General features: G+C 63.9%; 23 protein-coding genes. 20 read left to right on the top strand and 3 right to left on the bottom strand.

What is annotated here, in order from left to right; all coding sequences use genetic code 11:
* Positions 1-52: 52 nt before the first annotated feature.
* The 8 genes from tssE to CLU90_RS10000 all read left to right on the top strand — a co-directional run bounded on the left by tssE (position 53) and on the right by CLU90_RS10000 (position 9,686).
* A complete protein-coding gene (tssE, locus tag CLU90_RS10035) occupies positions 53-529 on the top strand; it encodes a type VI secretion system baseplate subunit TssE (RefSeq protein WP_100427810.1) in 477 nt (158 codons plus the stop codon).
* A complete protein-coding gene (gene tssH / locus CLU90_RS10030; RefSeq protein ID WP_100427809.1) occupies positions 526-3,168 on the top strand; it encodes a type VI secretion system ATPase TssH in 2,643 nt (880 codons plus the stop codon). The genes tssE and tssH overlap by 4 nt, the downstream gene beginning before the upstream one ends.
* A 20-nt stretch (positions 3,169-3,188) precedes the next feature.
* Positions 3,189-4,220 (top strand): type VI secretion system protein TssA, encoded by a 1,032-nt coding sequence (tssA, locus tag CLU90_RS10025; RefSeq protein ID WP_100427808.1) that lies wholly within the window; start codon positions 3,189-3,191, stop codon positions 4,218-4,220.
* 33 nt (positions 4,221-4,253) lie between these two features.
* Positions 4,254-5,054: a substrate-binding periplasmic protein gene (locus CLU90_RS10020; protein ID WP_100427807.1), complete on the top strand. Its 801-nt coding sequence runs from the start codon at positions 4,254-4,256 to the stop codon at positions 5,052-5,054.
* 34 nt (positions 5,055-5,088) lie between these two features.
* Entirely contained in the window at positions 5,089-5,601 is a 513-nt protein-coding gene (locus tag CLU90_RS10015) for a lipocalin family protein (protein ID WP_100427806.1), read from the top strand.
* A 265-nt stretch (positions 5,602-5,866) separates the two neighbouring features.
* On the top strand, positions 5,867-7,624 hold the full coding sequence (locus CLU90_RS10010; RefSeq protein ID WP_100427805.1) for a methyl-accepting chemotaxis protein: 1,758 nt from the start codon (positions 5,867-5,869) through the stop codon (positions 7,622-7,624).
* Between the two features lie 86 nt (positions 7,625-7,710).
* Positions 7,711-8,415 (top strand): tRNA-uridine aminocarboxypropyltransferase, encoded by a 705-nt coding sequence (locus CLU90_RS10005; protein ID WP_314606750.1) that lies wholly within the window; start codon positions 7,711-7,713, stop codon positions 8,413-8,415.
* A gap of 128 nt (positions 8,416-8,543) precedes the next feature.
* The gene (locus CLU90_RS10000; RefSeq protein ID WP_100429423.1) at positions 8,544-9,686 is read left to right on the top strand and encodes a PA0069 family radical SAM protein; all 1,143 of its coding nucleotides are present in this window, start codon (positions 8,544-8,546) and stop codon (positions 9,684-9,686) included.
* Between the two features lie 4 nt (positions 9,687-9,690).
* Here the strand turns inward: CLU90_RS10000 and CLU90_RS09995 are convergent, their stop codons facing one another.
* Together CLU90_RS09995 and CLU90_RS09990 are read right to left on the bottom strand one after the other, a co-directional pair.
* Positions 9,691-10,278 carry a gamma-glutamylcyclotransferase gene (locus CLU90_RS09995; RefSeq protein ID WP_092711265.1) on the bottom strand — a complete coding sequence of 196 codons (588 nt, stop codon included), beginning with the start codon at positions 10,276-10,278 and terminating at the stop codon, positions 9,691-9,693.
* 62 nt (positions 10,279-10,340) lie between these two features.
* Positions 10,341-11,276, bottom strand: coding sequence for a LysR family transcriptional regulator (locus CLU90_RS09990; protein ID WP_092710162.1), 936 nt, complete (start codon positions 11,274-11,276; stop codon positions 10,341-10,343).
* A 126-nt stretch (positions 11,277-11,402) separates the two neighbouring features.
* On the opposite strand from CLU90_RS09990, the gene CLU90_RS09985 reads away from it, so the two are divergent.
* The 3 genes from CLU90_RS09985 to maiA are packed head-to-tail and all read left to right on the top strand — an operon-like array spanning position 11,403 to position 13,671.
* Positions 11,403-11,936 carry a VOC family protein gene (locus CLU90_RS09985; protein WP_092710160.1) on the top strand — a complete coding sequence of 178 codons (534 nt, stop codon included), beginning with the start codon at positions 11,403-11,405 and terminating at the stop codon, positions 11,934-11,936.
* Between the two features lie 48 nt (positions 11,937-11,984).
* Positions 11,985-13,007 carry a fumarylacetoacetate hydrolase family protein gene (locus CLU90_RS09980; RefSeq protein ID WP_100427803.1) on the top strand — a complete coding sequence of 341 codons (1,023 nt, stop codon included), beginning with the start codon at positions 11,985-11,987 and terminating at the stop codon, positions 13,005-13,007.
* Between the two features lie 13 nt (positions 13,008-13,020).
* Positions 13,021-13,671: a maleylacetoacetate isomerase gene (gene maiA, locus CLU90_RS09975; protein ID WP_100427802.1), complete on the top strand. Its 651-nt coding sequence runs from the start codon at positions 13,021-13,023 to the stop codon at positions 13,669-13,671.
* Positions 13,672-13,698: 27 nt separating this feature from the next.
* On the opposite strand, the gene CLU90_RS09970 is transcribed toward maiA, so the two are convergent.
* Complete coding sequence (locus CLU90_RS09970) at positions 13,699-15,438, bottom strand: diguanylate cyclase (protein WP_232731149.1); 1,740 nt, start codon at positions 15,436-15,438, stop codon at positions 13,699-13,701.
* Positions 15,439-15,488: 50 nt separating this feature from the next.
* Between CLU90_RS09970 and CLU90_RS09965 the strand changes: the two genes are divergently transcribed.
* The 9 genes from CLU90_RS09965 (at position 15,489) to hscA (ending at position 22,587) form a co-directional block, all read left to right on the top strand.
* Positions 15,489-15,707 carry a hypothetical protein gene (locus CLU90_RS09965; protein WP_100427801.1) on the top strand — a complete coding sequence of 73 codons (219 nt, stop codon included), beginning with the start codon at positions 15,489-15,491 and terminating at the stop codon, positions 15,705-15,707.
* The gene (locus CLU90_RS09960; protein WP_100427800.1) at positions 15,704-16,483 is read left to right on the top strand and encodes a hypothetical protein; all 780 of its coding nucleotides are present in this window, start codon (positions 15,704-15,706) and stop codon (positions 16,481-16,483) included. Before CLU90_RS09965 ends, CLU90_RS09960 begins: the two co-directional genes overlap by 4 nt.
* Before the next feature lie 37 nt (positions 16,484-16,520).
* Entirely contained in the window at positions 16,521-17,072 is a 552-nt protein-coding gene (locus CLU90_RS09955; protein ID WP_092710143.1) for an NADAR family protein, read from the top strand.
* 349 nt (positions 17,073-17,421) lie between these two features.
* Positions 17,422-17,898, top strand: coding sequence for a Fe-S cluster assembly transcriptional regulator IscR (gene iscR / locus CLU90_RS09950; protein WP_100427799.1), 477 nt, complete (start codon positions 17,422-17,424; stop codon positions 17,896-17,898).
* A gap of 40 nt (positions 17,899-17,938) precedes the next feature.
* Positions 17,939-19,195, top strand: coding sequence for an IscS subfamily cysteine desulfurase (locus CLU90_RS09945; RefSeq protein ID WP_046683833.1), 1,257 nt, complete (start codon positions 17,939-17,941; stop codon positions 19,193-19,195).
* Between the two features lie 53 nt (positions 19,196-19,248).
* Positions 19,249-19,638 (top strand): Fe-S cluster assembly scaffold IscU, encoded by a 390-nt coding sequence (gene iscU / locus CLU90_RS09940; protein WP_034779562.1) that lies wholly within the window; start codon positions 19,249-19,251, stop codon positions 19,636-19,638.
* Positions 19,639-19,689: 51 nt separating this feature from the next.
* Entirely contained in the window at positions 19,690-20,010 is a 321-nt protein-coding gene (gene iscA, locus CLU90_RS09935) for an iron-sulfur cluster assembly protein IscA (RefSeq protein ID WP_034750079.1), read from the top strand.
* Positions 20,011-20,076: 66 nt separating this feature from the next.
* Positions 20,077-20,592 carry a Fe-S protein assembly co-chaperone HscB gene (gene hscB, locus CLU90_RS09930; RefSeq protein WP_100427798.1) on the top strand — a complete coding sequence of 172 codons (516 nt, stop codon included), beginning with the start codon at positions 20,077-20,079 and terminating at the stop codon, positions 20,590-20,592.
* A 108-nt stretch (positions 20,593-20,700) separates the two neighbouring features.
* Positions 20,701-22,587 carry a Fe-S protein assembly chaperone HscA gene (hscA, locus tag CLU90_RS09925; RefSeq protein WP_092710138.1) on the top strand — a complete coding sequence of 629 codons (1,887 nt, stop codon included), beginning with the start codon at positions 20,701-20,703 and terminating at the stop codon, positions 22,585-22,587.
* The last annotated feature ends 53 nt before the right edge of the window (positions 22,588-22,640 follow it).

The raw sequence follows: 22,640 nt of genomic DNA, 5'->3' as shown, positions 1-22,640 counted from the left end.
CGCGTGGCGGCCACCAACGCCCGCGCGCCGCGCCGATTTTTCAGGAGAGCGCATGGACAGTTATGTACCTGGCCTGTTCGACCGCCTGATGGGCGACGGCGGTACGGCGGCGGGCGGCGTGGCGGTACGCCTGTCGCTGGAACAATTGAAGGATGCGGTGGCGCGCGACCTGGAAGAGCTGCTCAACACGCGCGTGGCCCTGCCGCCCGGCGCGCTCGACGCCTATCCGGAATGCGCGGCCTCCATCGTCAACTATGGCCTGATCGATTTCGCCGGCATGTGCTTGTCCAGCAGCGATGACCGCGCCCGCATCTGCGCCGCGCTGAAGGCCGCCATCGAACGCCACGAACCGCGCCTGCGCAATGTGCGCGCCCGCCTGGAGCGCGAAGCGGGCGCCATCAACCGGGTCGGCTTCGTCATCAGCGGCACCCTGGCCATGAAGGCCGGCGGCGAGACGGTCAATTTCGACGCCGTGCTGCAGCCATCATCGCTGCGCTATTCGATCAACCGCAAGGGAGCCGCCGCATGAGCAATAACTTGAAGACCCTGATCGCCAAACTCAACGACACGGCGCGCACGGCCGCCACGCGCGCCGCAAGCATTTGCGTGGGACTGGGCCAGTATGAAGTCGATATCGAACACCTGTTTTTGGCGCTGCTGGAGCAGGAGCGCAGCGACTTCGTCACCATCGCGCGGCGCAGCGAAATCAGCCTGACGGCGCTGGAGGCGGACCTGCGCCGCGAGATCGGCGGCTTCAAGACGGGCAGCGCGCGCACGCCCGTATTTTCGCCCCATTTGCCGCTGCTGTTCGAACACGCGTGGCTGATCGCTTCGCTCGACACGGCGCAGCCAGGGCCGATCCGCAGCCGCCATCTGTTATTGGCGCTGCTGACGGAACCGGAACTGTCGCAGCTCGCCTACCGCGGCTCGAAGCTGTTCGCCCGCTTCAGCGTGGAGCAGTTGAAGCACCATCCGGACAAGCTGACGGCCGGCTCCGGCGAGGAGGAAAGCGCGGCGGTGCCGCCGCTTGCCGACATAGGGGGCGATCCCGTTGCTACCCTGGCCAGCAAGACCCCGGCGCTGGACCAGTTCACCACCGACCTGACGCAGCTGGCGCGCGACGGCAAGCTCGATCCCGTGATCGGCCGCGAGACGGAGATACGCCAGGCCGTCGATATTTTGCTGCGCCGGCGCCAGAACAATCCGATTCTCACGGGCGAGGCGGGCGTGGGCAAGACGGCCGTGGTGGAAGGCCTGGCCTTGCGCATCGCCGCCGGCGACGTGCCCGAGGTGCTGCAGGGCGCGCACATCCACGCGCTCGACATGGGCTTGCTGCAAGCGGGCGCCAGCGTGAAGGGCGAGTTTGAAAGCCGCTTGAAAAATGTCATCGACGAGGTGACGAAAAGCCCGCATCCCATCATCCTCTTCATCGACGAGGCGCACACGATGATCGGCGCCGGTGGCCAGGCGGGGCAGAACGACGCGGCCAATTTGCTGAAACCGGCGCTGGCGCGCGGCGCCCTGCGCACGATCGCCGCCACCACCTGGAGCGAGTACAAGAAATATTTTGAAAAGGATGCGGCGCTGGCGCGACGCTTCCAGGTGGTGAAGGTGGAAGAGCCGAGCGAGGATATCGCCTGCGCCATGCTGCGCGCCATGGCGCCGCTGATGGAGCGCCATTTCGGCATCCGCGTGCGCGACGCCGCCATCGTCGAGGCGGTGCGCCTGTCGCACCGCTACATCAGCGGGCGCCAGCTGCCCGACAAGGCCATCAGCGTGCTCGATACGGCCTGCGCCAAGGTGGCGCTGGGCCAGTGCGCCACGCCGGCGCAGCTGGAAAACGCGAACCGGCGGCAGGAACGCATCGCCGCGGAAATCGCCGCCCTGGCCCGCGAGGCCGCCGATGGCGAAGCACCCGACAAAGCCGGCATCGCGCGCCTGGCGCAGCTGCGGCGCGAGCATGAAGAAGGACAGGCGTCGATTGCGGCGCTGGCGCAGCGCTGGGAGCGCGAAAAGGCGCTGGTGGCGCAGATCGGCGACTTGCGCGCGCAACTGCGCGGCGAGCGGCCGGGCGAAGTCGGCGCGGCGCGCCTGCTGGCGTTGAAGGCAGAACTGGCGGCCCTGCAGGGAGAAGCGCCGCTGTCGCCGCTGGAAGTCGATGCGCAGGTGGTGGCCGGCATCGTCGCCGGCTGGACCGGCATCCCGCTGGGGAAAATGCTCAAGGATGACATCCGCACGGTGCTGACCCTGGACGGGGCGCTGCGCGAGCGGGTGCTGGGACAGGACCACGTCATCGCGGCGGTGGCGCAGCGCGTGCGCACGGCGCGCGCCAGCCTGGACGACCCGAACAAGCCGCAAGCCGTCTTTTTATTCACCGGGCCGTCCGGCACGGGCAAGACGGAAACGGCGCTGGCGCTGGCCGATCTGCTGTATGGCGGCGAGCGCAAGCTCATTACCATCAACATGAGCGAATACCAGGAAGCGCACAGCGTGGCCGGCCTGAAAGGCTCGCCGCCCGGTTATGTCGGTTACGGCGAAGGCGGCGTGCTGACGGAAGCCGTGCGGCGCCAGCCCTACAGCGTGGTGCTGCTCGACGAAGCGGAAAAAGCCCACCCCGACGTGCTGGAGCTGTTCTTCCAGGTCTTCGACAAGGGCGTGCTCGATGATGCGGAAGGGCGTGAAGTCGATTTTCGCAACACCATCATCATCGCCACCTCGAACCTGGGGTCCGGCGCCATGATGGCCGCCTGCCTGAACCGGGTGGCGCAAGACTTGCCCACGCCGGCCGCGCTGGAAGAACTGGTGCGCCCGCAACTGGTGGCGCACTTCAAGCCGGCCTTGCTGGGACGCCTGAAGGTGCTGCCGTTTTATCCGCTCAGCGATGCGGTGCTGGCCGAGATCATCCACCTGAAGCTGGCGAGGATAGGCGCGCGCATCGCGCGCAACCACCTGGCGCGGTTCAGTCACGACGCGGGCCTCGTCGACGCCGTGCTGGCGCGCTGCACCGAGGTCGATTCGGGCGCGCGCAATGTCGACCAGATCCTCAACGGCAGCCTGCTGCCGGCGATCGCCGAAGCGGTACTGGCGCGCATGGCCGAAGGCGAGCCGGTCGCGTCGATACGCGTCAGTGCCAGCAAGCAGGGGCAGTTCAAGTACACCATCAAATAACCTCACCCCCGGAGGGCGCCATGTTCAATCTGGAGCAGTTGCTGCATCCCGTCAGCGCCGTCAGCCCCTGCGGCGGCGACATCACCTTCAGCCAGGAGCTCGACGCCATCGCGCGCGCGCGCCAGCACGACGACCCGAGCCTGGACCAGGGCGAGTGGGTGACGGCGCTGAAGGAAGCCGACTGGCCGTTCGTGGCGACGCGCTGCGAACAGCTGCTCGCCACGCACAGCAAGGATTTGCGCGTGGCCGTGTGGCTGGCCGAGGCGCACGCGAAAACGCGCCACTTCCGTGGCCTGGGCGATGGCTACGCGTTGCTGGCCGGCCTGTGCGAACGTTACTGGGATGGCCTGTATCCGCCGGCGGAAGAGGGCGACCAGGAACAGCGCATCGGCAATGTCTTCTGGCTGCTGGCGCGCACGCCGCAGCTGCTGCGCGAGACCCCGCTGACCGAAGGCGCCGACGGCCTGTATTCGCTGCAGGATTTCGATGCGGCGCGCCAGCGCGCGGCGGCCAGCCTGGCGCAGGGCGCGGCGGATCAGGGCTGGGGCGATACGCGCCACGACGAAGGGGCGACCCTGGCGCAGATGGAGGCGGCGCGGCAAAGGAACACACGCGCCTTTTCCGACGGCTTGCTGGCCGACGCGCAATACTGCATGCAGTCGCTGCTGGCGTTCGAACGCAGCGTCGATGCGCGTTTTGGTGTTGATGGCCCGAGTTTTCGCGCCGCGCGCGAAGCGCTGGAAAATGCCATTCACTTCATCGCGCCGCTGTCGCCTGGCGCGGACTTTGCCGGCGCGCCGCCCACCGCCGGCCAGGGCGCCAGCGGGGGCGGGGTCGCCATCGTGCAGCGCCAGCAGGCGCTGGCCCAGCTGCGCCAGGTGGCCGATTTTTTCCGCCGCACGGAGCCGCACAGCCCCGTCGCCTACCTGGCCGAGAAGGCCGCCAGCTGGGGCGAGCTGCCGCTGCACCTGTGGCTGCGCGCCGTCGTGAAGGATTCAAGCACCCTGGCGCAGCTCGACGAAATGCTGGGCACGAACAGCGCAAACGGGTGATGGCGTTTTCCCCTTCCATGCTACTCTTCGCGCATGTCCAGAATGCTCATCCTGCCTGCCGCGCTGTGCCTGTTCATCGCTGCCGGCGCGCGGGCCGAGGGGCCGACGCCGCTGGTGATCTATGGCGACGACGATTATCCGCCATACTCCTACGTCGACAACGGCCAGATGAAAGGCATCTATACGGAGATCGTGCGCGAAGCCGTGCAATCGATGCCGCAGTATGCGGTGCAGCTGCGTCCCGTGCCCTGGAAGCGGGGCGTGCTGATGCTGCAGACGGGCGAGGCGTTTGCCCTGTATCCGCCGTATTCATGGCGCAGCGAGCGGCCGTACGTGCGCTATTCCGTGCCGCTGCTGATGGAGCAACTGGTGGTGCTGTGCAACCAGGACGTGCTGGCCAAACGCACGCTGCGGCAGTGGCCCGCCGATTACAGCGGCTTGCACATCGGCGTGAACGCGGGTTTCTTGCTGGGCGATGCAAAGCAGAGGGCAGCCGTGCAAGCGGCCAACATCGTGTTCGATACGGCCAAGGGCACGCGCACGAATCTGCTCAAGCTGATGCGTGGACGTATCGATTGCTATGTCAGCGACCGCCTGTCGGCGCAGTGGGAATTGCAGCGCATCCGGCGCGAGGAACCGCCGGGCACGCCGATGCAGACGATTCAGGAAACGGCGCAGCTGGCCAGCCAGCAGGGACACCTGGGCTTTACGGAGCGCCGGCCTGCCGCCTACCCGTATCGCGATGACTTTATCGAACAATTCAATGCCGCCATCGTGCACATGCAAAACAATGGCGCGATCCGCCGCATCGTCGATCGCGCGCTGCAACCCTGACCTTGCCACCTGATTTCACCCGATGGAGAAAAACATGAAAAAACTGCTGTTCCTGTGTGTGCTTGTGCTGGCCGGCTGCGTGGGCCGGCCCGAGAATATTGTGCCAGTTAGCAACTTCGACACGACCCGCTATCTGGGAAAGTGGTATGAGATCGCGCGCCTCGACCACTCGTTCGAACGGGGCTTGAGTCATGTGACGGCCGACTACAGCCTGCGCCAGGATGGCGGCCTGAAAGTGCTCAACCGCGGCTACAAGGATGCGGATGCCGCCTGGAAGGAGGCGGAAGGCAAGGCGTATTTTGTGGACAAGAAAGACGTGGCTTACCTGAAAGTGTCGTTTTTTGGTCCTTTCTATGGTTCCTACATCGTCTTCGACCTCGACCAGCAAAATTACAGCTATTCCATGATCAGCGGTCCCGACAAGTCTTACTTGTGGTTGCTGTCGCGCACGCCGACCATGGACCCTGCCGTGCAGCAGCGCCTGATCGACAAGGCCCGCGGCCTGGGTTTCGATACGTCGAAATTGATCTATGTGAAGCAAAACTGACCTTGCCTGCCCGCCGCCCGTTCGTGGCGGCATAGCGCCTTCTGGCTGTTGCTTTTCCGCATGTTATTTCTTGCAATGCCCCTCTGATTCACTCACAATCTGCTACAAAGTAGTGCGCTGCGGCGCGCTGCCATTCCGGTGGCGAAGGGTCTTTCGCGCCACCACTCGTGATTGCCGCACGGCAGATGCCTGCTATATTGATACCTGGCAGTAGGTCGGTTTCGTGGCGTCTGTGCATCGTTTTTTTTCAGATAGGAATCACGCAATGAAGAACCTCAAAATCGGCGTACGTCTTGGTGGCGGTTTTGCCGCCGTCCTCCTTCTGTTGACGACCTTGACCGTGGTGGGCATCGTGCAGATGCAAAGCGCCAGCAAGGAGACCGATGCGCTCGTCAACGTCAAGGTGCGCAACGAGCGCCTGATCGGCGAATGGACCAAGGTCATCGAGGTGAACGCGGCGCGCACGGCGGCCGCCTGGAAAGTCAGCGATCCCGAACACCAGAAACAGTTTGAAAAGGAAATGGCGGTCTCGTCCGCACGCGCCACGGAAATCCAGAACGATATCGGCAAGAGCGAGCTGAGCGCCGAAGAGCAGGCGCTGTACCAGGAGGTGCTGAGCACGCGCAAGGCCTACACGGAAGTGCGCAAGAACGTGTTCAAGGCCAAGAATGCGGGCGACCTGGAACTGGGCAAGCGCCTGTACGAAGGCGACATGGCCGTCAAGCGCGACATCTACCTGGCGTCGCTGAAGAAGCTGGAAGTGCTGGAAGCCAAATTGCTCGATGAAACGGCCGCGCAAATCCGTTCGCGCTACGAAAACGGCCGTACGCTGCTGATTTCGCTTGGCGTGGTCGCCATCTTGCTGGGCATTGCTTGCGCGTACTGGATCACGCGCTCGATCACGCGCCCCATCACGCGGGCCGTCGAAGTGGCGGAAGCCGTGTCCGCCGGTGACCTGACCAGCCATATCGTGGTGGAAAGCCGCGATGAAACGGGGCAATTGATGCACGCGCTGAAAAACATGAACGACAAGCTGGTGAGCATCGTCGGCCAGGTGCGTTCCGGCACGGAATCGATCAGCACGGCGTCGAGTGAAATTGCCGCCGGCAACCTCGACTTGTCGTCACGCACGGAAGAGCAGGCCAGCTCGCTGGAAGAGACGGCGTCTTCCATGGAAGAGCTGACCTCCACCGTGAAACTCAATGCCGACAATGCGCGCAGCGCCAACCAGCTGGCCATCGACGCCTCGCAGATCGCCAGCAAGGGCGGGGTGGTGGTATCGGAAGTGGTCAGCACCATGGGTTCGATCAACGATTCCTCGCGCAAGATTGTCGACATCATCAGCGTCATCGACGCCATCGCCTTCCAGACGAATATCCTGGCACTGAACGCGGCCGTGGAAGCGGCCAGGGCCGGCGAGCAGGGCCGTGGTTTTGCCGTCGTGGCCAGTGAAGTGCGCAACCTGGCGCAGCGCTCGAGCGCGGCTGCCAAGGAAATCAAGGGTTTGATCGACGATTCCGTGCAAAAGGTCGAGGCCGGTTCACAACTGGTGGACAAGGCGGGCCGCACCATGGACGAAATCGTGCAAAGCATCAGCCATGTGACGCAGATCATGAACCAGATCACGGACGCCAGCGATGAACAGCGCGCCGGCATCGAACAAGTCAACCAGGCCATCGGCCAGATGGACCAGGTGACGCAGCAAAACGCGGCCCTGGTGGAAGAAGCGGCCGCGGCGGCCGAATCCATGCAGGAACAGGCGGCCAAGCTGGCCGACGTCGTGGGCCTGTTCAAGCTCGATGCAGCGCAGCACTATGTGTCGGCCAGTGCCAGTCCGTCCGTGGCGGCGTCTGCTCAAGTAAAAGCTGCCACCCGTCCCGTCATGCGGCCTGCCAAGTACCGCGCGCCGGCACCGGCCGTGGCGGCACCCGCGCCGGGCAAGTCGGCGCAAGCGGACGCCGTGCGTCCACGCGCGCCGAAGGCACCGGTGGCGTCGGGCGCCGACGAGTGGGAAGAGTTTTAAGCGCAAACTCCCCCTGGCATGGCGCGGGCGCTACAATCGCGGCTTGAAGACAGCCGCGAACGCGCTCCGCCATGACCACCCGCCGTATCCCCAGCCAACCCTCCAGTAATACTTCCAGCCATACCTTCAGCCAACCCGCTGCATCGTCCTCCCCGGCTGAACCCGCAAAACGCGCGCGCTGCCCGGCCTGCCTGCGCGCTGAAAGCAGCTGCATCTGCCGCTGGATCACCCCCGTTTCCCACGCGGTGGAAGTACTGATCCTGCAGCATCCGCTGGAAGTCCACAATGCCAAGGGCAGCGCCCGCTTGCTGCACCTGAGCCTGCCCAACAGCCACATGCTGACGGGCGAGCAGTTTGCTTCCGAAACGCTCGACGAATTGCTGGCCGGCAAGCACAACGTGTTGCTATACCCGGATACGCCAGGCGACCGTTCGCTGGGCATCGCGCCGCCGCCAGCGCTTGACCCCGCCATCTTGTCTGATCCGGCCCCATTTTCGGCCCGCCTGCGGCTGGTGGTGCTGGACGCCACCTGGCGCAAGAGCCGCAAGATGCTGTATCTGAATCCCCTGTTGCAGCAGCTGCCGCGCCTGCCTTTGCGCGATACGCCCGCTTCCCATTACCTGATCCGCAAGGCGCACGCGCCAGACCAGTTATCGACTCTGGAAGCAACGTGTTACGCCCTCATGCAGTTGGAGCAGGACGCGGCCCGCTTCGTTCCCCTGATCACGGCATTTGACGGTTTTGTGGCGCAGCAGTTGAGTTATGTCATGGCGCAGGGCGAAAAAGCTTGAAATAGCACCATGGCAGCCCTTGATATTGGCCGGACAGCGGCATAGTATACTGTACGTATATACAGTTAATGGGGCCGTTCATGAAAGCAATCATTCCAGAGCACGATGACAGCTTTGCCGGGCAAGCCATGCTGCCGCCGCAATCGCTGAAAGCCAAAAAGGGGCGCGGTGCCGTATCGAACCTGCAAGGGCGCTACGAGGTGCATGCGCGCGCCGGCTTCGATGATGGCTGGAGCGTGGGCGGCCTGGATGGGGCGGCTGGGGAAGAGGCGGCGCCGGCCTGGAAGACGCAGGTCAGCGACGAGCAGGCGCGCACCATCCTCACGCGCAACGCTTCGCCCGATTTGCCCTTCAATATGTCGCTCAATCCCTATCGCGGCTGCGAGCATGGCTGCATCTATTGCTTTGCCCGTCCCACGCACAGCTATCTGGGCCTGTCACCGGGCCTGGACTTCGAAAGCCGCATCTACGCCAAGGTGAACGCGCCCGAGCTGTTGCGGCGCGAACTGGCCAGGCCGTCGTACGTGCCAGAACCGATCGCCCTGGGCGTCAATACCGATGCGTATCAGCCGTGCGAACGCGAGCGGCAGCTGACGCGGCGCGTGCTGGAAGTGCTGCAGGAGTGCGACCACCCCGTGGCGCTGATCACGAAATCGTCGCTGATCGAGCGCGATATCGACATTCTGGCGCCGATGGCGGCCAGGCATCTGGCGGCAGTGGCCGTCACTGTCACCACGCTCGACCCGGCCATCGCCCGCACCCTGGAACCGCGCGCGGCCGCCCCGGCACGGCGCCTGCGCACCATCCGCACCCTGACCGAGGCGGGCATCCCCGTGGGCGTGAGCATCGCGCCCATCATTCCCTTTGTGACGGAACCGGAAATCGAGCAATTGCTCGAAGCCGTGCGCGACGCGGGCGCCATCCACGCTCATTACGTGGTGCTGCGCCTGCCGTGGGAAGTGAGTCCCTTGTTCCAGCAATGGCTGGAAGCGCACTTCCCGGAACGGGCGCAGCGCGTGATGAACCGGGTACGCGAAATGCGGGGCGGCAAGGATTACGACAGCGCGTTCGGTGCGCGCATGCGGGGCGAAGGCGTGTGGGCGGACCTCATACGCCAGCGCTTTGAAAAAGCCGTGCACCGGCTGGGGCTGCACGGCAAGGGCGGCCGCTTCAAGCAGCTCGATTGCACGCAGTTCCGCCGGCCGCTGGTGGTGCCGCCGTTGGGCGCGAAAGTGAAAAATGGCAATGCGGGGCAGCTGGATCTGTTTTAAGAAGTTACGCGGCGTTATCGTGGGTCTTTGCCTGGATGTGCGCCAGATGCTGCTCGATGGCGAAGACGTGCGGATCGCTCTTGCCCAGTTCGCGCAGGGCGCTGGCCAGGTGCAGCAGGTATTCGCTGTTCGGGCCGCTGGGTCCGTTTGATCGGGCGATCTGGCGCGCGATGTCCAGTTCCGGGGCGGCGCCCAGGAAAGCGGCGTTTTCCTCGTTGGCGATGTACACGAGGCCTTCGACCTTGCCGCCGTCCTCGAAGGTGATGTCGGTGGCCAGGCGCAAATAGCCGTTCTTTTCGCGATGGTCGAGGTGGGCGAAGACTTCGGGCGTGATCAGGTAGGCCATGCCGTCGCACACGGCGCCGGCCTGCGGCACGATGGTCGCGACCCGGCCCGGCGCCATCGGCGTGCCGCGGTGGTCGTGCGAGCCTTGCCAGAAGCGCCGCGTCCAACCGGCGATGCTGGCGGGGCGGCGTTCGATATACGGAAAGTCCGCCTTGTAGATCAGCGAGCCATAGCCGAACAGCCAAACCTGTGCATGGCCGTCGAATTTGTTCATGCGCTGGTTGATGGCGATGGTGGCGGCGTCGATGGCGGACAGGTCGTTCTGGTCAGGCTGGGTCATGGTGTAAGCGGTGAAGGGGCGATGGTGGATTATAAAACGGCGCCGGCTGGACCGCCCGCTCCCACGTTCCACTCGTGCGTCTCGACGAACTGGAACAGGAAGGCCATGAAGCTTTCGGCAGCCGGCGACAGCGACCGCCCCGTCTTCGTGTACACGAAAAAGCGCCGCGTCAGTTCCGGTTCGTGCAGGGCGCGCATCTGCAATTGATATAGTTTGACCATCGGTTCCGCGTACGGCAGGCAGACCGTGATGCCCAGGTTGGCGCTGACCATGGCCAGCGCCGTCGTCATGAACGTCACTTCATTGTAGGGGTTAAGCGACAGCTCGCGGAAGCTGCCGTGCATGTCGCGCAGCAGGCGTTCCGTGAACTGGCCCTGCAGTGAAATGAAGGGGTAGTCGCCCACGTCGGCCCACGTGACTCTTTCCTTTTGCCGCAGCGGGTGCTGCTCGGGGAAGACCAGCACGAAGGGCATTTCGAACAGCGCCTGCGCGGCAATTTCCGCCGTCGGGTCGCGCTCGGGACCGATGCCGAAATCGACTTCGCCGCTGAAGACGCGCGCCGAGACATTCTCCACTGGGCAGTCGACGAGGCGCAGCTGCACGTCCGGGTGCGCCTGGCGGTAGGCGGCGATCACTTCCGGCAGCAGGGTGCACGCCATCATCTGCGGCGCGGCGATGCGCACCATGCCCGTTTTCAGGGCCTTGCGCTGGGCGATGCCGGCCATGGCGCCATCGAGGTCTTCGATCATCTTTTCAAACAGCGGATACAGTTCCCGGCCGATTTCCGACAGCTGCGTCTTGCGCGTGCTGCGCTCGACTACGCGCACGCCCAGCACGCTTTCCAGTTCCTTGATCAAGCCGCTCAAGGCCGATTGCGTCACATGCAGGTATTCGGCGGCCAGGGTAAAACTGCCGGTCTTGGCCAGCGCCACGAAGGCGCGCATCTGTCGCAGGCTGGGACTCATAAGATAATCCGATAAATCAATGGTTAAAAATTGTTTGTATGATAGCTGTAACTCGATTCTAATGGTGAAAAGCTGAAAAACTGGCCAGCCAACGCGCCCACGGCGCCATCCATTGGAGACAAGCACATGAAGATCAAGCAAATCCACCACGTCGCCTACCGCTGCATCGACGCGAAGAAAACCGTCGAGTGGTACGTCAAGCATTTGAACATGAATTTCGTCCTCGCCATCGCCGAAGACCTGGTGCCGTCGACCAAGGCGCCGGACCCGTACATGCACGTCTTCCTCGACGCGGGCCAGGGCAATGTGCTGGCCTTTTTTGAACTGCCGACGCAGCCGCCGATGGACCGCGACCGCAATACCCCGGCCTGGGTGCAGCACCTGGCGCTGGAAGTGGGCAGCATGGAAGAACTGCTGGCCGCCAAGGAGCGCCTGGTGGCCGGCGGCATCGAGGTGCTGGGCCCCGTCAACCACGCCATCTTCCAGTCGATCTATTTCTTCGACCCGAACGGCCACCGCCTGGAACTGGCGGCCAACGTGGGCACGCCCGAGATGATGGCCAAACTGGACGCCGTCAAATGGGAAATGCTGGAAGAATGGTCGCAGACGCGCCGCGCGCCCAAGCACGCCGCCTGGATGCATGCGCCGGCCGACGCCTGAGCGCCCCGGCCCCCCACTCTCTGAAACACACACCGAACAAGGAACACCATGAAATTCGCAACCCTGAAAAACGGCAGCCGTGACGGCGCCCTGGTCCTCGTCAGCCGCGACCTGCGCCAGTACCAGCGCGTGGCCGCCATCGCGCCCACGTTGCAGGCCGCGCTCGACAACTGGGACGCCGTCGCGCCGAAACTGGAACTGGCCTACGCCGACCTGAACGCGGGCAAGGCGCCGGACGCGCAGCCGTTTGATGCAAAGCTGTGTCACTCGCCGCTGCCGCGCGCCTACCAGTGGGCCGACGGTTCCGCCTACATCAACCACGTGGAACTGGTGCGCAAGGCGCGCAACGCGGAAGTGCCGGCCTCGTTCTACACGGACCCGCTGATGTACCAGGGTGGCTCCGACAGTTTCATTGGCCCGCGCGAGCCGATCTTCGCCCTGTCCGAAGAGTGGGGCATCGACCTGGAAGCGGAAGTGGCGGTGATTACGGGCGACGTGGCCATGGGTGCCGGCGTGGACGACGCGGCAAAAGCCATCCGCCTGGTCATGCTGGTCAACGATGTCTCCTTGCGCAACCTCATTCCGGGCGAACTGGCCAAGGGTTTCGGCTTCTTCCAGTCGAAGGCGGCCAGCGCGTTTTCGCCCGTCGCCGTCACGCCGGACGAACTGGGTAATGAATGGGCGGACAGCAAGCTGCATTTGCCGCTGCTGGTGGACCTGAACGAGAAGCCCTTCGGCAAGCCGAATGCGGGCGAAGACATGACCTTCAACTTTGCGCAACTCGTCGCCCATGCGGCCAAGACACGCGAACTGGGCGCCGGCAGCATCGTCGGTTCCGGCACCGTGTCGAACAAGCAGGGCAACCTGTTTGGCTCGAGCATCGAGAACGGCGGCGTCGGTTACTGCTGCCTGGCCGAAGTGCGCATGTATGAAACCATCGAACACGGCGCGCCCAAGACGGCCTACCTGAAGTTCGGCGACACGGTGCGCATCGAGATGCGCGACGCGGCCGGCGCCAGCATCTTCGGCAGCATCGAGCAGACCGTGGCCCTGTACGCCGGCCGCGCCTGAGGGGAGGGCGCCCATGAAGCTGTACACCTATTTCCGCAGTTCGGCCGCCTACCGCGTGCGCATTGCCTTGAATCTCAAAGGCATTGCCTACGACAGCATCCCCGTGCATCTGCTGCAGGATGGCGGACAGCAGCTGCTGCCAGCCTACCGCGCCGTCAACCCGTCGGCCCTGGTGCCGGCGCTCGACGACGAGGGCGCCATCCTGACGCAGTCGCTGGCGATGCTTGAATATCTGGACGAGACGCGGCCGGCCGTGCCGCTGCTGCCGGCGGACGCGCTGGGAAGGGCCCGCGTGCGCGCGCTGGCGCTGGCCATCGCCTGCGACGCGCATCCGCTGACGAATCTGCGCGTGCTGAAATACCTGAAAAACACGCTGGGGCTGTCGGACGAGGCCAAGCAGGAGTGGTACCGCCACTGGATGGCCGAGGGGCTGGCGGCCGTCGAAGCGCTGCTGGCGCAGGGCGATCCGGCCGGCACGGGCCTGTTCTGCCATGGCGACAGTCCGACGATAGCCGATTGCTGCCTGGTGCCGCAGGTATTCAATGCGCAGCGCTTCGCCATCGACCTGGCGCCGTACCCGCGCGTGGCGCGCATTCATGCGCATTGCGCCGCCTTGCCCGCGTTTGCGGCCGCCCATCCGTCGCGGCAGCCTGACGCCGAATAGGGCGTCCGGTCAATAAGGGGGGCGGGTTCAGCTCCACTCGACCCTGTCCCGTCCGCCATGTTTGGCGCGGTACAGGGCCTGGTCGGCGCGGATCAGCAGATCCGTCAAGTTGTCCGCTTGCCGCTTGGCCGGCGCCGTCGATTGCGGCGTATTCGATGTCACGCCGATGCTGATGGTCAGGCTGACCAGTTGGCCGTCATCGCATTCCACGCGCAAGCCGGCCGCCGCCAGGCGCAGGCGCTCGGCCACGTCCAGCGCCACTGTCAGCGGCGTCTCCGGCATCAGCAGCACGAATTCCTCGCCCCCAAAGCGCGCCGCCGTATCCATGCCCCGCGTGACGCTGCGCAGCACTTGCGCGACGGCAGCGATGGCGCGGTCTCCCGCGTCGTGGCCATGGCCGTCATTGATGCGCTTGAAGTGGTCGATATCGATCATCAGCAGCGACAGCGTATGACCGAAGCGCTGGGCGCGCTCAAGCTCCTCCGTCAGCCGCAGGGTCATCATGCGGCGGTTGCCCAGGCCCGTCAGCGGGTCGGTCGTGGCTTGCTGCTCCAGCCGGGAGTTGGCCACCAGCAGTTCCAGGGTGCGCTGCAAGACACGTTCCTCGAGCATGTCGCGCTCCGCATGCAGGGTGGCCACGCTGGCGCGGCGGCTGCGCTGGGCCAGCAGCAGGGCCGTGATCAGTGCCGCTTGCAGCGCGATCAGCGACAGCCCGGCGATGATCTGCCAGTGATATTGCGCCCATACTCCCTGTGGCCGGTTCAGGATACGCGCCTCGCCGGGCAGGTTGCGCAAGCCGAAACGCTGTACCGCCGCATCGTCGAAGATGTACGCCTGCATGCCGTCCGGGTCGGGCGTCCTGCCCAGCAGGATGCGCGCGATGGTGCGCCCCACTTTCTCGCCGCTGATGACATAGCCGCCCACCACGCCGGGCAGTATCAGCGATTCCACGCTGGTGAAAATGGGCACGGCGCTGCGCGAGGCCAGGTCGCGCGCCATCACGGGCGGCGTGGTGCGCTGTCCCAGCCCGTCACGGTAGACGGGCAGCAGGTAGATGGCGCTGCCCTTTCCCAGCATTCCGGTACGGCGCCACAATTCATCCTGGCTCAGGTGATCCCAGAACTCGACCTCGAGCCGGTCCTGGTAGGGCGCGACGGCGGCGCGGATGGCGGCGATCCACGCCTGGCCGCGTGCGCTGGCGTCGCCGACGATGGCGATATGGCGCAGCCCCGGCGTCACCCGCAGCATGACGGCGACGGCCTTGCCGAAATCGTGGCGCACGTCGAGATTGATGCCGTCGGCAGGCGCCCAGTCCTGCCGTCCCTGGTTCACATAGTAGCGGGGCACGCCGGGAAACAGTGTCGGGTGCCGGCTCAGGAACTGGGCCGCCAGGTAGTTTTCCGTGATGATGGCGTCGAACTGCACCATCCTGTACTTGGTTTGCAGATAGGTTTCCAGCCCGGCTACGGCAGGCTGTTCGCCCACGCGCACGGAATCGAGCCGCTCCTCGTAGATGCCGGGCGCGAGGCGCCAGTTCTCGTTGGCCAGTTCCGCGCTCATGCCCTTGTGGATCAGCGTTTGCCACTGCGATGAGGCATCGCTGCCCAGCGAATACAGTACCAGCACCTGTCTTGGCGCAAAACGCGGTGCGCTGATCTGCGCCAGGTCTTGCGCATGGACGGGTGCGTTGCAGCATAGCGACAGCAGAAAGCTCAGGCAGGGCAGGCGTATCGCGGCGCGCAAACGGATGAGGTAGGGACAGGGCATGGACAGGGCAGTGTGTTGAGAACTTGCACAGGCGTAATGAGTGGTAGTGGATGGAAGAATCCGGCAAGCACTATTTCTTGATGTGGCTCAAGTTCCAAGGAAACCAGTCTAGCATTGCCAGCCTCGATTGGCGCAGGCGGCGTGTAATTTTTGATACGATTGTTGTTATATTGGTATTGCTGTGGAAGGTGGGGATTGTGCTCATTCAACAACGCAGGCGTACCGGTGCGCTACAATTTGCGTTTGCCCAAATACTTCACGCGCCATGACTGTCACAACCGTTTCTGCCAGCATCACCGATGCCCTGTCCCTGGCGCATGCTTCCTGGCGTCCCATTTTGCTGCGCGGCTTGCAGGCCGTGATGGCGGCCGATCCCGCCTACCTGCCGGCGCTGGCCGCCGACGATTACCTGCCCACGCAGGGCAGGCTGTTCGCCGCCTTTGCCCTGCCGCTGGCGCAGGTGCGCCATGTGCTGGTGGGCGAGGGGCCGTATCCGCGCGCCGACAGCGCCACGGGCGTGTGCTTCATGGATGGCGCCGTCGGCAGTCTGTGGTCGGCCACGGGCCTGTCGAAGCCCGTCAACCGCGCCACTTCGCTGCGCAACTTCATGAAGATGCTGTTGGTGGCCGATGGCCAGCTGCAGGGCGGCGATACGTCGGGCACCGCCATGGCGCCCGTGGCGGCCGCCGCGCTGCAAGCTGGCAGCGGCGTGATCCAGACCCTGCCCGACCTGCAGCGCAAGATGACGGAGCAGGGCTTTTTGCTGCTCAACGCGGCGCTGGTATTCCGTGCCCACGTGCCGCCCGTGCAGGATGCGCGCGGCTGGCTGCCCTTCCTGCAGGTGGTGCTCGAAGCGCTGGCGCGGCAGGATAGGGCGGCCTTGCCGCAACTGGTGCTGTGGGGCAAGATTGCCGAGCTCATCAAACGCCTGCCGGTGGCGGCATCGTTGCCGCAGGTGACGGCGGAACATCCGTATAATCTGTCCTTTATCGGCAATCGTGACATGCAGGCCTTGTTTGGCCCGATGCAGCTATTGCGTGCTTGAGATTGAATTGACGCCATCTGGCGGAAGTGCGGGGAATATGCAAATCAGTAACGTGGAAGAATTGAAGGCGTGGATCGCGGCGGGCGGCGTGCCCGACTATCTGTATTTCTGGGGCCACACGCCGGCCCAGCCGCAGGTGCCCGATAAAAGCTGCTTCAGCCAGTGGTTCCCGTCGCCCTTCAGCCTGGCCGGCGTGACGTATGCGACGGCCGAGCACTACATGATGGCGCAAAAGGCGGCCCTGTTTGGCGACACGGCCGTGCAGGCGCGTATCGTGGCGGCCGCGCGGCCGTCGGAAGTGAAAAAGCTGGGACGCGAAGTGGCGAACTTCGACGCCAAAGTGTGGGAAGCGGCGCGCGCCGGCATCGTCTTCGATGGCAACTTTGCCAAGTTCTCGCAAAAGGCGGCGCTGCGCAAGTTTCTGCTGGGCACGGGCGAGCGCGTCATCGTCGAAGCCAGTCCCGTCGACCGCATCTGGGGCGTGGGCCTGGCGTCGGACAATCCGCGCATTCTGGACCCCGCCAGCTGGGACGGCTTGAACTTGCTCGGTTTTGAACTGATGAAAGTACGCAGCGCCTTACGAGGGTGATAGCGCCTGACCAAACCTGCTGCGCGTCGGTATAGGTAGCCTGCGATGCTCACCGGCTCGGCGCCCCCGTACTCAGTACGGTTGCGCTTCTCGGCCACCTCTCCCTTCCGCTCGCGACGGTTTTGTCAGGTGCCGTGAAGCCGGCGATTGTCCTATTGTTGTTTGATTGTTGTTTTCTTGAGGCCGCCATCTCACGCGTGGCCTGTTAAGCCCCTGCCAGCCCTGTGGTCATCGAGGGGCGCTCTGACAAACCCCGCCGAATTTGTTATACTTGACTAAATCATTCAACTACTCAGGGTTTGAGAAGTTGAAAAACCGCAATATTTTAAACCAGTTGAACCGAGGATGTATGCGTCTGACTACAAAAGGCCGTTTTGCCGTGACAGCGATGATCGATCTTGCCCTGCGCCAGGGTAAAGGTCCGGTCACTCTGTCCGGCATCAGCCAGCGCCAGTCGATTTCCCTGTCCTACCTGGAACAGCTGTTCGGCAAGCTGCGCCGCCATGAGATCGTCGAGTCGATCCGCGGCCCCGGCGGCGGCTACAGCCTGGCGCGCCGCGCGGACAAGGTGACGGTGGCCGACATCATCATCGCCGTCGACGAACCGCTGGACGCCACGCAGTGCGGCGGCAAGGAACATTGCCACGGCGCCGACGCGACCACGGGCGCGCGCTGCATGACGCATGAATTGTGGTCCACACTCAATGAAAAAATGGTCGATTATCTGGATTCTGTGTCCTTGCAGGACCTGGTCGACCAGCAGAGACAAAAGAATGCCGAACAAAGCGTGATGGTGATGCATCGTAACCAGGCCGCCATCGGTTGAATATTACAAAATACTAAGTTGCTGATTGCAGGAGTTATTGATGAACGCCCCAGAAAAAAACGTAGGCCAAGTGCACTTTGAAACCGCACCGCATTTCCCGATCTACATGGATTACTCGGCCACCACGCCGATCGATCCCCGCGTCGCCGACAAGATGATTCCCTACCTGCGCGAGCAGTTCGGCAATCCGGCATCGCGCAGCCACATGTATGGCTGGACGGCGGAAAAAGCCGTGGAAGAGGCGCGCGGCTACGTGGCGGCCCTGGTGAACGCCGATCCGCGCGAAATCATCTGGACCTCCGGCGCGACGGAAAGCAACAACCTGGCCATCAAGGGCGCGGCGCAGTTCTACAAGACCAAGGGCAAGCACATCATTACCGTCAAGACCGAGCACAAATCGGTACTCGACACCGTGCGCGAACTGGAACGCATCGGCTTTGAAGCGACGTATCTGGAACCGCAAGACAACGGCCTCATCACCGTCGAGCAGCTGGCCGCGGCCGTGCGCCCGGACACCATCCTCGTGTCGGTCATGCTGGTGAATAACGAAATCGGCGTGATCCAGCCGATCGACGAGATCGGCGTATTCTGCCGCTCGAAAGGCATCATCTTCCATTGCGACGCCGCGCAAGCGACGGGCAAGGTCGTCATCGACCTGCAAAAGACCAAGGTCGACCTGATGACCTTCACGGCGCACAAGACCTACGGCCCGAAAGGCGTGGGCGCCCTGTACGTGTGCCGCAAGCCGCGCGTGCGCCTGGAAGCGCAGATGCACGGTGGCGGCCATGAGCGCGGCCTGCGCTCGGGCACCCTGCCGACGCACCAGATCGTCGGCATGGGCGAAGCGTTCCGTATCGCCAAGGAAGAAATGGACAGCGAAATCGGCCGTATCAAGGCCTTGCGCGACCGCCTGGCCAAGGGCTTGCAGGAGATCGAAGAAGTCTACATCAACGGCGACATGGATCACCGCGTGCCGCACAACCTGAACGTGAGCTTCAACTACGTCGAAGGCGAGTCGCTGATCATGGCGATCAAGGATATCGCCGTGTCGTCCGGTTCGGCCTGCACCTCGGCCAGCCTGGAACCATCGTACGTGCTGCGCGCCCTGGGCCGCAGCGACGAACTGGCGCACAGCTCGATCCGCTTCACCATCGGCCGCTTCTCGACCGAGGAAGACATCGACTTCGCCGTCAACCTGCTGAAATCGAAAGTACACAAGCTGCGCGAACTGTCGCCGCTGTGGGACATGTTCAAGGATGGAATCGACATTAATTCGATTCAATGGGCGGCCCACTAACCAACACCGTGGCCCCTTGACGGGGCCGGCAAGAATATTAAAGGAGCATCAAAATGGCTTACTCGGACAAAGTACTCGATCATTACGAAAACCCGCGCAACGTGGGCGCTTTCGACAAGGGTGATGAAACCATCGGCACCGGCATGGTCGGCGCGCCCGCCTGCGGCGACGTGATGAAACTGCAGATCAAGGTCGGCGCCGATGGCCTGATCGAAGATGCGAAGTTCAAGACCTACGGCTGCGGTTCGGCCATCGCGTCGAGCTCGCTGGTAACGGAATGGGTCAAGGGCAAGACCCTGGACCAGGCGCTGGCCATCAAGAACACGCAGATCGCCGAAGAACTGGCTCTGCCGCCAGTGAAGATCCACTGCTCCATCCTGGCGGAAGACGCCATCAAGGCGGCGGTACTGGATTACCAGACCCGTCACCCGGCAGCAGCTTAAACGTTGGTAGCCCGCCCCAGCCGCAAGGCCGGGGCAGTTACGGAGAAATACATGATCACACTGACCGAAAAAGCGGCGAAACACATCAACCGTTATATCGAACGGCGCGGCAAGGGCATGGGTTTGCGCTTCGGCGTGCGGACCACGGGCTGCTCGGGCCTGGCTTACAAGCTCGAATATGTCGATGAAGCGGCGGCCGAAGACAGCGTCTTCGAATCGCACGGCGTGAAAGTCTTCGTCGACCCGAAAAGCTTGCCTTACATCGACGGCACGGAACTCGATTTCGCGCGCGAAGGCTTGAACGAAGGCTTCAAGTTCCACAATCCGAACGAAAAAGACGCCTGCGGCTGCGGCGAGTCCTTCAGGATTTAAACAGCTGGCAAGACCCCGGTCGGTGCGCTGTACCCATCGATTGAGGTACAGCGACCACTGACCATTATGCAAAACCACTTCGAATTATTCCAGTTGCCGGCGCAGTTCTCGCTCGACATGAGCGCGCTCGACGCGGCCTACCGCGACGTGCAGGGCAAGGTCCACCCGGACCGCTTCATCAACGCCAGCAGTGCTGAAAAGCGCGTGGCGATGCAATGGGCCACGCGCGCCAATGAAGCCTACCAAACACTGAAAAGCCCGCAAAAACGCGCGCAATACCTGTGCGAACTCAATAGTGTCGACCTGCAGACGGAGTCGAACACGGCCATGCCCGTCAGCTTCCTGATGCAGCAGATGGAGTGGCGCGAAGAACTGGGCGACGCGCGTGCCGGCAAGGATGCCGACGCGCTCGACGCCCTGGACCGCCAGCTGCGCGGCGAACGCAAGGCCTTGCTGGCCCAGGTGGCGGCCCAGCTCGACGCGGCCGACTATGTGAATGCCGCGCAAAGCGTGCGCGCCCTGATGTTCCTCGACAAATTCGGCGAGGAAGTCCGTTTTGCCTATGAGGCGATCGAAGTCTGATCTCCGGATAGCTTGACCGGCGTGCCAAGCGCCAGTCTGGCGCGCGTCTTATAATGCGCGACAGGCATCAACCGCACCACGCAAAAAATTAATCGAGGCACGAATACAATGGCACTTCTGCAAATCTCCGAACCAGGCATGTCGACCGCGCCGCACCAGCACCGCCTGGCCGTCGGCATCGATCTGGGCACCACCAATTCCCTGGTCGCGACCGTCCGCAACAGCATTCCCGAGGTGCTCAACGACGAGGAAGGGCACTCCCTGCTGCCGTCCGTCGTGCGCTACTTGCCGAATGGCCATGCAAACATCGGCTACAAGGCCCTGTCCGCGCAGACCACCGACCCGAAGAACACCATCGTCTCCGTGAAACGCTTCATGGGCCGCGGCCTGGCCGACATCGCCTACGCGGAAAACCTGCCCTACGACTTCCAGGATACGCCTGGCATGGTGCAGCTGAAAACCGTGGCCGGCGTGAAAAGTCCCGTCGAAGTGTCGGCGCAAATTCTCGCCACCCTGCGCCAGCGCGCGGAAGATTCGCTCGGTGACGACCTGGTCGGCGCCGTGATCACCGTGCCCGCCTATTTTGACGACGCGCAGCGCCAGGCAACAAAAGATGCGGCGCAGCTGGCCGGTATCAACGTGCTGCGCCTCTTGAGCGAGCCGACGGCCGCCGCCATCGCGTATGGCCTCGACAACGCGTCCGAAGGCGTGTACGCCGTGTATGACCTCGGCGGCGGCACCTTCGACATCTCGATCCTGAAACTGAGCAAGGGCGTCTTCGAAGTGCTGTCCACGGGCGGCGATTCGGCCCTCGGCGGCGACGATTTCGACCGCCGCCTGTTCTGCTGGATCAGCGAACACGCCAAGCTGGCGCCCCTGTCGGACGAAGACACGGCCATCCTGATGGTGAAAGCGCGCGAGATCAAGGAGCTGCTGTCGACCAAGCCGGAAACGACGATCGACGCCAAGCTGAACTCGGGCGAAGAGATCCACCTGCGCGTTACAGCTGCCGACTTTGCCGCCATGACGCAGCATTTGGTCGCCAAGACCATGAACGCCATCAAGAAGGCCTTGCGCGACGCGAACGTGGATGCGGACGACGTCGACGGCGTGGTGATGGTGGGCGGCGCCACGCGCATGCCGCACGTGCAGCGCGCCGTCAGCGAATTCTTCCACACGACGCCGCACGCGAATATCGACCCGGATAAAGTGGTGGCGCTGGGCGCCGCCATCCAGGCGAACTTGCTGGCCGGTAACCGCGCCGCCGGCGACGACTGGCTGCTGCTGGACGTGATCCCGCTCTCCCTGGGCATCGAAACCATGGGCGGCCTGGTGGAGAAAATCATCCCCCGTAACTCGACGATCCCGTGCGCGCGTGCGCAGGAATTCACGACCTTCAAAGATGGCCAGACGGCCCTGGCCGTGCATGTGCTGCAGGGCGAGCGCGAACTGGTGAGCGACTGTCGTTCCTTGGCGCGCTTCGAGCTGCGCGGCATTCCGCCGATGGTGGCGGGCGCCGCGCGCATCCGCATCACCTACCAGGTCGATGCGGACGGCTTGCTGTCCGTCTCGGCGCGCGAATTGCGCTCGGGCGTGGAAGCGTCGATCAGCGTCAAGCCGGCGTATGGCCTGGGTGACGACGACATCGCCCGCATGCTGCAAGACTCGTACACCTCGGCCGACGTCGACATGGTGGCGCGCGCGCTGCGTGAAGAGCAGGTGGAAGCGGAGCGCATCCTGCTGGCCACGCAGTCGGCGCTCGATGAAGACGGCGGCTTGCTCGACGAGGCCGAACGCGTGGCGGTGGATGGCTTGATGCAGCGGGTGCGCGACGCCATCGCGCAATCGCAGAGCGGCGCCATCGACCACCAGGCCTTGAAGCTGGCGATCGAGCAGCTCGCCGACGGCACCGAGGATTTCGCTTCGCGCCGCATGGACCGCAGCGTGCGCACTGCCTTGACCGGCAAATCGCTGGACCAGGTCGTACAAGACTAATTGAACAGCGCGCCGCCGAAGCTGCGGCCGCGCTCCGAATGACAGACTGAAAG

Origin of the sequence: Janthinobacterium sp. 67, assembly GCF_002797895.1 — a bacterium.
Taxonomy (GTDB): Bacteria; Pseudomonadota; Gammaproteobacteria; order Burkholderiales; family Burkholderiaceae_D; genus Janthinobacterium.
The sequence above is the reverse complement of the archived record's forward strand: the minus strand, read 5'-3'. Positions and strand labels throughout refer to the sequence as shown.

What these genes read in the sequence shown, in the direction of transcription:
- maiA (WP_100427802.1), top strand. Translation starts at nt 13,021, where the DNA reads ATGAAGCTGTACACCTATTTCCGCAGTTCGGCCGCCTACCGCGTGCGC.
- hscB (WP_100427798.1), top strand. Translation starts at nt 20,077, where the DNA reads ATGCAAAACCACTTCGAATTATTCCAGTTGCCGGCGCAGTTCTCGCTC.
- CLU90_RS09985 (WP_092710160.1), top strand. Translation starts at nt 11,403, where the DNA reads ATGAAGATCAAGCAAATCCACCACGTCGCCTACCGCTGCATCGACGCG.
- iscA (WP_034750079.1), top strand. Translation starts at nt 19,690, where the DNA reads ATGATCACACTGACCGAAAAAGCGGCGAAACACATCAACCGTTATATC.
- CLU90_RS10020 (WP_100427807.1), top strand. Translation starts at nt 4,254, where the DNA reads ATGTCCAGAATGCTCATCCTGCCTGCCGCGCTGTGCCTGTTCATCGCT.
- CLU90_RS09965 (WP_100427801.1), top strand. Translation starts at nt 15,489, where the DNA reads ATGGAAGAATCCGGCAAGCACTATTTCTTGATGTGGCTCAAGTTCCAA.
- CLU90_RS10000 (WP_100429423.1), top strand. Translation starts at nt 8,544, where the DNA reads ATGCTGCCGCCGCAATCGCTGAAAGCCAAAAAGGGGCGCGGTGCCGTA.
- iscU (WP_034779562.1), top strand. Translation starts at nt 19,249, where the DNA reads ATGGCTTACTCGGACAAAGTACTCGATCATTACGAAAACCCGCGCAAC.
- tssA (WP_100427808.1), top strand. Translation starts at nt 3,189, where the DNA reads ATGTTCAATCTGGAGCAGTTGCTGCATCCCGTCAGCGCCGTCAGCCCC.
- CLU90_RS09945 (WP_046683833.1), top strand. Translation starts at nt 17,939, where the DNA reads ATGAACGCCCCAGAAAAAAACGTAGGCCAAGTGCACTTTGAAACCGCA.
- CLU90_RS09960 (WP_100427800.1), top strand. Translation starts at nt 15,704, where the DNA reads ATGACTGTCACAACCGTTTCTGCCAGCATCACCGATGCCCTGTCCCTG.
- CLU90_RS09955 (WP_092710143.1), top strand. Translation starts at nt 16,521, where the DNA reads ATGCAAATCAGTAACGTGGAAGAATTGAAGGCGTGGATCGCGGCGGGC.
- CLU90_RS09980 (WP_100427803.1), top strand. Translation starts at nt 11,985, where the DNA reads ATGAAATTCGCAACCCTGAAAAACGGCAGCCGTGACGGCGCCCTGGTC.
- CLU90_RS10015 (WP_100427806.1), top strand. Translation starts at nt 5,089, where the DNA reads ATGAAAAAACTGCTGTTCCTGTGTGTGCTTGTGCTGGCCGGCTGCGTG.
- CLU90_RS10010 (WP_100427805.1), top strand. Translation starts at nt 5,867, where the DNA reads ATGAAGAACCTCAAAATCGGCGTACGTCTTGGTGGCGGTTTTGCCGCC.
- tssH (WP_100427809.1), top strand. Translation starts at nt 526, where the DNA reads ATGAGCAATAACTTGAAGACCCTGATCGCCAAACTCAACGACACGGCG.
- CLU90_RS09990 (WP_092710162.1), bottom strand. Translation starts at nt 11,276, where the DNA reads ATGAGTCCCAGCCTGCGACAGATGCGCGCCTTCGTGGCGCTGGCCAAG.
- CLU90_RS09970 (WP_232731149.1), bottom strand. Translation starts at nt 15,438, where the DNA reads ATGCCCTGTCCCTACCTCATCCGTTTGCGCGCCGCGATACGCCTGCCC.
- hscA (WP_092710138.1), top strand. Translation starts at nt 20,701, where the DNA reads ATGGCACTTCTGCAAATCTCCGAACCAGGCATGTCGACCGCGCCGCAC.
- iscR (WP_100427799.1), top strand. Translation starts at nt 17,422, where the DNA reads ATGCGTCTGACTACAAAAGGCCGTTTTGCCGTGACAGCGATGATCGAT.
- tssE (WP_100427810.1), top strand. Translation starts at nt 53, where the DNA reads ATGGACAGTTATGTACCTGGCCTGTTCGACCGCCTGATGGGCGACGGC.